Source organism: Bilophila sp. (genome assembly GCF_057864385.1).
On the sequence record NZ_DBMAFI010000094.1, the window covers coordinates 1 to 10424 of the forward strand.

The following is a 10424-nucleotide window of genomic DNA, read 5'->3' on the forward strand; positions in this document are numbered from 1 at the left end:
CCGATTTTCCCCACTACAGCCATATCATCACGGTAAATCATTGACCTCTAGCATGGGAGCCGCTTTTCTATACCCCAAGGGCCGAAACGCCTCCGCCCCAGCAGGCCGGGGATTCCGGCCGTTCGCCCTCTACCCCGACAGGAGGTTCTCTCATGATCAATCCGAAACAGGTTGTCCCCGCCATCGTTGCCGTTACGCTGCTTTCCTTGGCTCCGGCGGCGGAAGCCCTCGCCATAGAAGAACATGCGCAAGCGACCAAGCCTACCGCTGCGGCGGGTAAGCCGGCGGCAGCCAAACCCGCTGAAGCCAAAGCGGACGCCCCAAAAGATGCCAAGGCCGACGCAAAGACACAGGCTCCGGCTTCCGCAGATCCGGCGAAGGAAACCCCGCCCCCCTCAGTTGAGCAGGCCCAAAAAGCCTACGACAACGGCAGCTACGAAGAAGCGTTCATTATCGTGGAGCCGCTCGCCAAACTGGAGCACCCCGACGCCGAATACCTGCTCGGCCTGATGTATGAACTGGGCCACGGGGTAAAGAAGGATACGGAACAAGCCGCCGCGCTGTTCACATCAGCCGCCAATCAGGGCTATGCCGCCGCTCAGGCCAAGCTTGGGCAACTCCATATGGAAGGCAAAAAAGATTACGCCTCAGCCATGAGCTGGTTCCAGAAAGCGGCTGATCAGGGCTATGCCCTCGCCTACAGCGCCATCGGCGATCTGTATGCCAAGGGCTACGGCGTGGGCCAAGATAAGGGTAAGGCGCTCGGCTACTATGAGAAAGCCGCTGACGCCGGCGATGCCGACGCTTGTCTGCACCTCGGCCAAATGTACGAACAAGGTAAGGACGTTAAGGCCGATCCGGTACAGGCCGCCGTCTGGTACAAGAAGGGCGCGGCTCTCGGCAGCGCCGAATGTGCCGCCGCCCTGAAACGCCTCAACGATCAGAAAGCATAGGACGCATCGGGAAGCGGGAGCCTTTCGGAAAGGCTCTGTCATGGCATATGGCTGTTTTGTCTCCACAGCATGGTGAAAGTAATGGATTTTTATCCATTTTTTCTGCCAGTGGACTCCATGCTTGGGGTATTTTATCGGTTATTCCTGTGGAACTTCAAGAAATCAGGCATCAACCATTTCCTATGGCGCAGCCTTCGGAAACAGGCATCCTGATGCTTCTATCTATCTTACGTAGCTGATTTTTTATTCATGCCGCGTTTGCGTTTTCCGGGCCAAGGCGATCCGGCCTTCCCGCACGCTTTCCGAAAAAAACGGCATTCATCCCGGCTGGAACAGGCATCTTCCGCGCAGCCGCCCCGCCCGCCGATACGTTTGCGGGCGGAATCCGGGGGAGGGGCTTTCCGTAGAAAGCTTCCTCCCCCGGATGTCCTCCGCAGCCGATTTTTTGCCCTTTGCGGCTTGACGTTACGCGCCAGTGTCGTATGTTGTGCTGCGCCACGGGTCATTCTCCGTGGCGGATTCAGTCAAAAGGATGCGCACATGGGCAAAAGTCTCATTATCGTCGAATCTCCCGCCAAGGTGAAGACCATCAAAAAATTTCTGGGCCCCGGCTATCTGGTGCAAGCCAGCGTGGGCCATATCCGGGATCTTCCCAAAAGCAGCATCGGCGTGGATGAAGCCAACGATTTCGCCCCGGAATACGAAATCATCCAAGGCAAGGAAAAGGTCGTGCAGTCCCTGCGCGATGCGGCCTCCAAGGTGGACACCGTTTTCCTCGCCCCCGACCCCGACCGCGAAGGGGAAGCCATCGCGTGGCACGTCGCCGAGCTCTTGAAGGACAAGAATCCGAACATCAAGCGTATCCAGTTCAACGAAATCACCTCCCGCGCCGTACATGAGGCGCTGGATCATCCGCGCGACCTCAACGCCAACCTGTTTGACGCGCAGCAGGCCCGCCGCGTGCTCGACCGCCTCGTGGGATACAAGATCTCCCCGCTCCTCTGGAAAAACGTCAAACGCGGCATCTCCGCCGGGCGCGTCCAGTCCGTGGCCCTGCGCCTCATCGTCGAGCGCGAAGAGGAGCGGCAGGCTTTCGTGCCCGAAGAATACTGGCTGTTCAAGGCGATCCTTGAAGGCAGCGTCCCGCCGCCGTTCAAGGCCGAGCTCTGGAAAGTCGAAGGCAAGAAGCCGACCATCCCCAATGCCGAAACCGCCGATGCGCTCGAAAAGGCGATGAAGGGAGCCCCGTTCACGGTTTCAGCCATCGAGGAAAAGGAACGCAGCCGCGCGCCCATGCCTCCGTTCATCACGTCCACGCTCCAGCAGGCAGCCAACCAACGCCTCAGCTATCCCGCCAAGCGCACGATGAACATTGCCCAGCGCCTCTATGAAGGCCTTGAACTTGGCGATCGCGGCACGGTGGCGCTCATCACCTACATGCGTACCGACTCCGTGCGCATTGCGGACGAAGCGCAGAAAGCGGCGGCGGACTTCATCGAAAACCGCTTCGGCAAGGACTACCTCGCCCCCGGCGGCAAACGAAATTTCAAGACCAAGTCCGACGCGCAGGACGCCCACGAAGCCATCCGGCCCGTCGATGTGACCCTCACGCCCGAAGACGTCAAGCCCTACCTCGCTCCGGATCAGTATCAGGTTTACCGGCTCATCTGGTCGCGCTTCGTCGCTTCCCAGATGGCGGCGGCCCGCTTCCACGACACGACCGTAACCATCGACAACGGCCCGGTTCAATGGCGTTCCAAGGGCGAGCGCCTGTTGTTCCCCGGCTTCCTTGCGGTCATGCCGCGCGGCAAGGATGAGGAAGGCGTGGAGCTGCCCGCCCTTACCAAGGGCGAAACGCTCAAGCTCAACAGCCTGACCAAAGAGCAGAAGTTCACCCAGCCCGCCCCGCGCTTCACCGAAGCCTCGCTGGTGCGCGAACTGGAAGAGCTCGGTATAGGCCGCCCCTCCACCTATGCCTCGATCATCTCCACCCTTCAGGATCGCGACTATGTGACGCTGGAGGAAAAGCATTTCGCGCCCACGGACTTGGGCCGCGTGGTGTGCGACCGTCTGCGCGAGCACTTCAAGACGCTCATGGACGTGGGTTTCACCGCGCACATGGAAGAATTGCTCGACAAGGTGGCCGAAGGCCGGCAGGACTGGGTGGCCCTGCTCCGCAACTTCAACAACGATTTCGATCCCACGCTGCTCGAAGCCGCCAAGAGCATGGGCAAGGCCAAAACCGACACGGTGACGGATATCCCCTGCCCTGAGTGCGGCAAGCCGCTGGCCGTGAAGTTCGGCAAAACCGGGCAGTTCCTCGCGTGTACCGGCTACCCCGCGTGCCGGTATACCTCGAACTACACCCGCGACGAGCAAGGGAAGATCCACCTTCAGGAAAAGGTCAAGCCGGAGTTTGAAAAAGTCGGAACCTGCCCCGAATGCGGCAAGGATCTCGTGCTCAAGCGCTCCCGCACCGGCAGCCGCTTCATTGCCTGCTCAGGATACCCGGACTGCAAGCACGCCGAGCCCTACTCCACCGGCGTCCCCTGCCCCCGTGAAGGCTGCAACGGCGTGCTTGTGGAAAAGAGCTCCAAGCGCGGCAAGATATTCTACTCGTGCAGCAACTACCCCCAGTGCGATTATGCCCTGTGGGACTGGCCCATCGCCGAGCCCTGCCCGGAATGCGGCTCCCCGCTGCTGGTGATGAAAAATACCAAGGCCAAGGGCAAGTTCATCGCCTGCCCCGAAAAGACCTGCAAATACACGCGCCCCATCGAAGGCGGCAGCGAAGACGACGCGGAATAGTTTCCGTTTGACGGGAAAACGGGGCCGGGGTGACGGGCGCTTGCGGCGCTTTCCCCCGGCCTTTATCGGGATGCGCCTTTATCCGCAAGGCTGTGTCATAGAAAATGGTTGATGCTTTTTTCCTTGAAGTTTCAAAGGAATAACCAGCAAAACGCCTTAGCCATAGGTTTCGCCAAGGGGAAAACTGGAGAAAAAGGCTGTATTTTCACCACACTGTGGGATGAAACAACCGCATACTATGACAGAGCCATCCGCAAAAACTTTGCTGCGCGGCGTGGCATCGGCCGCATGGCCCCCGGCCTCGCCATTTGCATTTTATTCAAAAACTACTTCATATTACTCAAAAAAGAACTGGCAAAGGCGCTTTTCGGAGGCCGTTTTTCCGCCATTGAGCGGTATTTGCACGAACGGCGGGTTCAGGCTATAGTCATGCAGTTTATCCTGATCGCCAAGGATATGCCAAACCTACAAGCCGCAACCGGCCTGCCCTGTTCCGGCTCTCTTTTCCCACGCGGAACGGAGCAGCCGTTAATCTGAGCGTCGGCAGCCGTTTGTCATAGAGAGGGAGATTTCAATATGCCCATCAAAACATTTCCCATCGGGCCGCTTGAAACCAACTGCCACATCGTCATCAGCGGCCCGGACGCCGTCGCCGTCGATCCGGGCGGGGATTTGAGCAACGGCCTCGGTGAAGTCCTCGCCCTGCTCAAGGAACAAAACCTCACGCTTCGGGCCATCCTGTGCACACATTTCCACTTCGACCATCTGTATGGCGTGGCGGCCCTGCATGAAGCGACCGGCGCCCCGGTCTACGGCCCCGCCGGGGACGCCTCCCTGCTCGGCACCGAGCTCGGCGGCAGCGGCGCATGGGGCTTCCCTCCGGTAACGACGTTCCAATGGGAAGATCTGAAGGAAGGCCCGCACACCTTCGGCTCGATCAAGTGTGAAGTGCTCACCACGCCCGGCCACACGCCCGGCAGCCTTTCCATCTATTTCCCGGAACTGAACAGCATCATGACCGGCGACCTGCTCTTCTACCACTCCGTCGGGCGCACGGACTTCCCCGGCAGCAGCCAGGAAGCCCTGCGCAAGTCGCTGCACAAGAAGATCTTCATCCTCCCTCAGGAAACCGAGGTGTATCCGGGCCACGGCCCCAACACCAACGTGGGCGAAGAACTCGCCAACAACCCGTACCTCTGGCTCTAACGGAACCGCCTTCCTCCCCGGTCCGCGGCCCCGAAAGCATATTCCTCATCTCATTGGAGAGATTTCATGGCTCAGCAGAGAAACATCAAGAAAGTGGTGCTCGCCTATTCCGGCGGGCTGGACACCTCCGTTATCCTCAAGTGGCTTCAGGTGAACTACGGCTGCGAAGTGATCACCATGACCGCCGACGTGGGGCAGGAAGACGACCTGAACGGCGTGGATGAAAAAGCCCTCAGGACCGGCGCGACCAAGGCCTATATCGAAGACCTGCGCGAAGAGTTCGCCAAGGACTTCATTTTCCCCATGCTCCGCTCCGGCGCCCTGTATGAGGGCCGCTACCTGCTCGGCACTTCCGTGGCCCGCCCGCTGATCACCAAGCGCCTCGTGGAAATCGCCCGTGCCGAAGGTGCCGACGCCCTCGCCCACGGCGCGACCGGCAAAGGCAACGATCAGGTGCGCTTCGAGCTGTCCGCCGCCGCCCTCGCGCCCGACCTGCGCGTGATCGCCCCTTGGCGCGAATGGGATCTGATGTCCCGTACCGCCCTGAACTTCTTCGCGGAACAGCACAACATCCCGATCTCCTCCGGCGCGAAGCACTACAGCATGGACCGCAACATGCTCCATTGCAGCTTTGAAGGCGGCGAACTTGAAGATCCGTGGGAAGAACCCCTCGAAGCCTCCCACATCATGGCCGTCCCGTTCGAGAAGGCCCCCGATGAACCCGAATACGTCACCATCACCTTCGAGCACGGCGATCCGGTTGCCGTGAACGGCGAAGCCATGTCGCCCGCCCAGATCATGGTGAAGCTGAACGAACTCGGCCGCAAGCACGGCATCGGCCGCGTGGACATGGTCGAGAACCGCTTTGTGGGCATCAAGTCCCGCGGCGTGTACGAGACCCCCGGCGGCACCATCATCTACGTGGCCCACAAGGACCTCGAAGGCATCACTATGGAACGCGAAACCATGCACATCCGCGACATGATGATGCCCTCCTACGCCGGAGCCATCTACAACGGTTTCTGGTATTCCCCCGAACGCGAAGCCATGCAGGCCTTCATCGACAAGTCGCAGGAACGCGTTTCCGGCACCGTGCGCCTGAAGCTCTACAAAGGCAACGCGTGGCCCGTCGGCCGCGAATCCAAGAACACCCTCTACTGCGCCGACCTCGCCACCTTCGAGGAATGCGCCACCTATGACCACAAGGACGCCGCCGGCTTCATCAAGCTGAACAGCCTCCGTATCCGCGGCTACCGCAAAGACCTCATCAAGTAAGATGGGTTGGTTGTGAACATTGGGAGGGGCGGGGAAACCTTTCTGGAGAAAGGTTCTCCCCGCCCCTCCCAAACCCTCCCCACCCCTTCCCAAGACTTTTGCAAGGGTCGATGAAGGGCGGGGAGGCTTGATATGCAAACACGAGCATACGTCCCCCGGCAGGTTCCGGCCTGAATGGATGGGAGTGTCTCTCGAAGCCTCTCAAGCGGAACGGCTCCCCGTGCGGCGCAGCCGTATGGGGAGCCGTTCCGCGCCGAGGGGGTTTGGGGGGCATCATGCCCCCCAAGCAGGTTCGGGCGGCAGCCCGGCCGCCGGAGGCGCACAGCGAACACGGAGACACCAATGGCGAAAGAAAAACTCTGGGGCGGACGGTTCCACGAAGGCACCGCCGCTTCCGTCGAAGCCTATACGCAGTCCATTTCCTACGACTGGGCCCTGTACAAGCAGGATATCGCCGGCTCGTGCGCCCACGCGCGTATGCTGGCCCGGCAGGGCGTCATCAGCGCCGAAGAAGCCGATCAGCTCGTCGCCGGCCTCGCCGCCGTGCGCGCGGAAATCGAAGACGGCACCTTCCAGTGGAAAAAAGAGCTGGAAGACGTCCACATGAACATCGAAAGCCGCCTCACCGAACTCGTGGGCGACGTGGGCAAGAAGCTCCACACGGGCCGCAGCCGCAACGATCAGGTCGCGCTCGACTTCCGCCTGTTCGTCTCCGACCGGCTCCGCGAATGGCAGCGCCTCGCCCGTGAGCTTGCCGCCGTATACGTGGCCCGCGCCGAAGAGCATCAGGACACCATCCTCCCCGGCTGCACCCACCTCCAGCCCGCGCAGCCCGTCAGCCTCGCCCACCACCTGCTCGCCTACGCGTGGATGCTCCGCCGCGATGTCCAGCGCATGGCCGACTGCGAAAAGCGCACCCGCATCAGCCCCCTCGGTGCGGCCGCCCTCGCCGGGACGACCTACCCGCTCGACCCCGCGTCCGTAGCCCGCGAACTGGACATGTACGGCACGTTCGACAACAGCATGGACGCCGTGTCCGACCGGGATTTCGTCATCGAAGCCCTGTTCTGCGCCAGCACGGCCATGATGCACCTTTCCCGCTGCTGCGAGGAAATCATCCTGTGGTCAAACCCGGCTTTCGGTTTCGTGAAGCTGCCCGACGCCTACGCCACGGGCTCCTCCATCATGCCCCAGAAGAAAAACCCCGACGTCGCCGAAATCATGCGCGGCAAGGTGGGCCGGGTGTACGGCGATTTGACCGCCATGCTCACCATCCTGAAGGGCCTCCCCTTGACCTACAACCGCGACCTTCAGGAAGACAAGGAACCCTTCCTCGACGCCGACCGCACCCTGAGCACGTCTCTGGAGCTTATGGCGGGCATGATGAAGGCCCTGCGCTTCGATGAAACCCGCATGGCCCGCGCCCTCACCGCCGGGTTCCTCAACGCGACCGAGCTTGCTGACTACCTGGTCACAAAGGGCATCCCCTTCCGCGAGGCCCACCACATCACGGGTTCCGCCGTGGCGCTGGCCGAAGGGAAAAACCTCTCGCTCGAAGCCCTGCCGCTTGACGCGCTTCAGGGCCTGTGCGACCGCATCGGCCCCGATGTGTTCGACGTGCTCGAATACCGCGCCGCCGTCGCCCGCAGGAACGCCCCCGGCGGCACCGGCCCTCTGTCCGTGGCCCGCCAGTTGGAAAAGATGAAGGCGTGGCTCCACGAAGGCAAGTAGTCCTCCCCTGACAAGCCAACGTGCCTCCGGCGTAGTCGCCGGGGGCACTTTTTTTGTCTTCTAACCGTTCAAAAACGCAAGGCTCTCGTGCGGAGCTGTCTCTTTTTTCCGTTGCTCCCCATTGACAGGATGATGGATTGGAGGCATCCTTTACGTGAATTGTCGAACAACCATGTTCGATAAACGTCTGTGCGCTGGCCATGCGTCGCGGACAAAAGTTTAGAAGGCTCTTGTTGTCACCCAATATCGATAAAAAATGCCGAACGGACGCCCTCATGGGTGGGCAAAAAGATATTGATCTAAAAAGAACAAATGAGCCTGAAGGAGGAGTGGCTATGGAACTGACCAGAAGAGCGGTGCTTGGGGCACTGGGTGGCCTTGCCGTCGGCGGCACTGTTGCATCCGTTGTGGGAACCAGTATTGCGGCTGATCCCAAGACGAAGCGCTTTGAGCAGGCCAATGGAGACTTCGGCTGGAAACCCCATAAGCTTGATCCCAAAGAATGCGCCGCCGTCGCTTATGACGGCTATTGGCATAAGGGCTTGGGCTGCGCCTACGGCGCGTTCTACGCTATTGTGGGTCTTATGGGCGAAAAGTACGGCGCTCCGTACAACCAGTTCCCCTTTGCCATGCTCGAAGTCGGCAAGGGCGGCATTTCCGACTGGGGCACCATCTGCGGCGCCCTGCTCGGCCCCGCTTCGGCTTACGCCCTGTTCTGGGGAAGGAAAGAACGCAACCCGATGGTGTCGGAACTGTACCGCTGGTACGAAACGGCGAAGCTGCCTATGTTCAATCCCGGCGAAGCCGCCAAGGGAGTGAAGGGCGAGCTTCCTACCAGCGTATCTGACTCCGTGTTGTGCCACGTCTCCCTGAGCCGCTGGTGTTTTGAAAACAAGGTTGAGGCCAACTCCAAGGCCCGCAGCGAACGCTGCGGCCGCCTTACCGCCGACGTCACCTACAAGGCCGTCGAAATCATGAACGCCAAAATCGACGGGACGTTCAAGCCGGCCCTCGCCGCCCCGCAGTCCATCAGCTACTGCGGCGAATGCCACGCCAAGGGCAAGGAAGCCGACAACATGAAGAGCGTCATGGACTGTACGCCCTGTCACAGCGGCAATGAGCACTTGATGGACAAGTTCAAAGATCATCCCTAAAGCCAGCTTTTCCACTGCCTAATGGGGCAGGGGGAACCCACATGCGTCCCGTGTGCCCTCATCCCCATTTGGAGCAGCATCCGAAGCCCCCCATAAAAAGGGCATGTGCGATCCGGCAAATGCCGACGCCATGCCCTTTTCCTTTGTGCGCCAACACAAGAGACGCTTGTGTTCATGTATCCGGCGCAGTAGAATAACGCTATGAAAACCTCCACTCCGCATGCGTTTGCCCTGTTTTCCGGCGGGCTGGACAGCATTCTCGCTGCCCGCCTGATCATGGAGCAAGGGCTGGTTGTCCGTTGCCTGCATTTTGTCACCCCTTTTTTCGGCAAGCCTCAATTGATCCCCCACTGGGAGAAAGTGTACGGCCTTGAGGTGGAAGCCGTGGACGTCGGTGAAGCATTCGTGCGCCTCCTGAGGGAGCGCCCTACCCACGGCTTTGGGAAAGTCATGAACCCCTGTGTTGACTGCAAAATCCTCATGATGCGCAAGGCGCGGGAAATCATGAAGAAACGGGGCGCTTCATTCCTCATTTCCGGCGAGGTGCTCGGACAGCGCCCCATGTCCCAGCGCCGCGACACCCTCAATGTCATCCGCCGCGACGCTGAGGTCAGGGAATCCCTCCTCCGCCCGCTCAGCGCCCAGCTGCTCGATCCGACCGCCCCTGAAATATCGGGCTTGGTGGATCGCAGCAAGCTCCCCGGCATCTTCGGGCGTGGCCGGAAGTCCCAAATGGCGCTGGCCGATCGGATGGGCCTGAAAGAGATCCCCACGCCCGCCGGGGGATGCAAGCTGGCGGAAAAGGAAAACTCCCGGCGCTATTGGCCGGTTCTGACGCGCCTCAAAGAGCCGACGGTTGAAGACTTTGAGTTGTCCAACATCGGGCGTCAGTATTGGTTTGGTGAGCATTGGTTGTCGATGGGCCGCAACGAAGCGGACAACTCGGCGTTGGAGCGTCTAGTCCGCCCCGGCGACGCCATACTCCGTGTGCGTGATTTTCCGAGCCCCTTCGCGCTGGCTCGTCAGCTCACCCCGTGGGACAACGAAACGCTTCAGGACGCGGCCAGCCTCGTAGCCTCCTATTCGCCCAAAGGCGTCCGGGCTGCGGAGGCGTCTCCAGACGGAACCATAGCCGTGCGTGTCCTGATCAACGGCGAGAGCACCTTCCTCAATGTGGTGCCCAAGCGCACCCCCGCCCTTCCGTGGGGCGAGCCCGAATTCATCGACGTCCGCAAGGCCATCAAAGCGGAGAACCGTCCCACGTTTGACGAGTAGTGGGGAAAGGCAAAGTGGGGAG

9 protein-coding genes are annotated in these 10424 nt (G+C 60.7%); all 9 read left to right on the top strand.

Features of this window, described 5'->3' with window-relative positions:
* The first annotated feature begins 152 nt into the window (after window positions 1-152).
* The 9 genes from ACZM8Y_RS16810 (at window position 153) to ACZM8Y_RS16850 (ending at window position 10402) form a co-directional block, all read left to right on the top strand.
* A complete protein-coding gene (locus ACZM8Y_RS16810; RefSeq protein ID WP_479859450.1) occupies window positions 153-953 on the top strand; it encodes a tetratricopeptide repeat protein in 801 nt (266 codons plus the stop codon).
* Between the two features lie 47 nt (window positions 954-1000).
* Window positions 1001-1192, top strand: a complete 192-nt coding sequence (locus ACZM8Y_RS16815; RefSeq protein ID WP_486851248.1) for a hypothetical protein — start codon at window positions 1001-1003, stop codon at window positions 1190-1192.
* 301 nt (window positions 1193-1493) lie between these two features.
* On the top strand, window positions 1494-3761 hold the full coding sequence (gene topA, locus ACZM8Y_RS16820) for a type I DNA topoisomerase (RefSeq protein WP_479859449.1): 2268 nt from the start codon (window positions 1494-1496) through the stop codon (window positions 3759-3761).
* A gap of 111 nt (window positions 3762-3872) precedes the next feature.
* Window positions 3873-4298: a hypothetical protein gene (locus ACZM8Y_RS16825; RefSeq protein WP_482333195.1), complete on the top strand. Its 426-nt coding sequence runs from the start codon at window positions 3873-3875 to the stop codon at window positions 4296-4298.
* A 39-nt stretch (window positions 4299-4337) separates the two neighbouring features.
* A complete protein-coding gene (locus ACZM8Y_RS16830; protein WP_479859447.1) occupies window positions 4338-4967 on the top strand; it encodes an MBL fold metallo-hydrolase in 630 nt (209 codons plus the stop codon).
* Between the two features lie 66 nt (window positions 4968-5033).
* Window positions 5034-6242 (top strand): argininosuccinate synthase, encoded by a 1209-nt coding sequence (locus ACZM8Y_RS16835; RefSeq protein WP_302552410.1) that lies wholly within the window; start codon window positions 5034-5036, stop codon window positions 6240-6242.
* Window positions 6243-6584: 342 nt separating this feature from the next.
* Entirely contained in the window at window positions 6585-7973 is a 1389-nt protein-coding gene (argH, locus tag ACZM8Y_RS16840) for an argininosuccinate lyase (protein WP_302552411.1), read from the top strand.
* Between the two features lie 335 nt (window positions 7974-8308).
* Window positions 8309-9127: a split-Soret cytochrome c gene (locus tag ACZM8Y_RS16845; protein ID WP_302552412.1), complete on the top strand. Its 819-nt coding sequence runs from the start codon at window positions 8309-8311 to the stop codon at window positions 9125-9127.
* Window positions 9128-9328: 201 nt separating this feature from the next.
* Window positions 9329-10402: a tRNA(5-methylaminomethyl-2-thiouridylate) methyltransferase gene (locus tag ACZM8Y_RS16850; RefSeq protein ID WP_482333192.1), complete on the top strand. Its 1074-nt coding sequence runs from the start codon at window positions 9329-9331 to the stop codon at window positions 10400-10402.
* Window positions 10403-10424: the final 22 nt, after the last annotated feature.

What these genes read in the sequence shown, in the direction of transcription:
- ACZM8Y_RS16845 (WP_302552412.1), top strand. Translation starts at nt 8,309, where the DNA reads ATGGAACTGACCAGAAGAGCGGTGCTTGGGGCACTGGGTGGCCTTGCC.
- ACZM8Y_RS16830 (WP_479859447.1), top strand. Translation starts at nt 4,338, where the DNA reads ATGCCCATCAAAACATTTCCCATCGGGCCGCTTGAAACCAACTGCCAC.
- ACZM8Y_RS16815 (WP_486851248.1), top strand. Translation starts at nt 1,001, where the DNA reads ATGGCTGTTTTGTCTCCACAGCATGGTGAAAGTAATGGATTTTTATCC.
- ACZM8Y_RS16850 (WP_482333192.1), top strand. Translation starts at nt 9,329, where the DNA reads ATGAAAACCTCCACTCCGCATGCGTTTGCCCTGTTTTCCGGCGGGCTG.
- ACZM8Y_RS16810 (WP_479859450.1), top strand. Translation starts at nt 153, where the DNA reads ATGATCAATCCGAAACAGGTTGTCCCCGCCATCGTTGCCGTTACGCTG.
- topA (WP_479859449.1), top strand. Translation starts at nt 1,494, where the DNA reads ATGGGCAAAAGTCTCATTATCGTCGAATCTCCCGCCAAGGTGAAGACC.
- ACZM8Y_RS16825 (WP_482333195.1), top strand. Translation starts at nt 3,873, where the DNA reads ATGCTTTTTTCCTTGAAGTTTCAAAGGAATAACCAGCAAAACGCCTTA.
- ACZM8Y_RS16835 (WP_302552410.1), top strand. Translation starts at nt 5,034, where the DNA reads ATGGCTCAGCAGAGAAACATCAAGAAAGTGGTGCTCGCCTATTCCGGC.
- argH (WP_302552411.1), top strand. Translation starts at nt 6,585, where the DNA reads ATGGCGAAAGAAAAACTCTGGGGCGGACGGTTCCACGAAGGCACCGCC.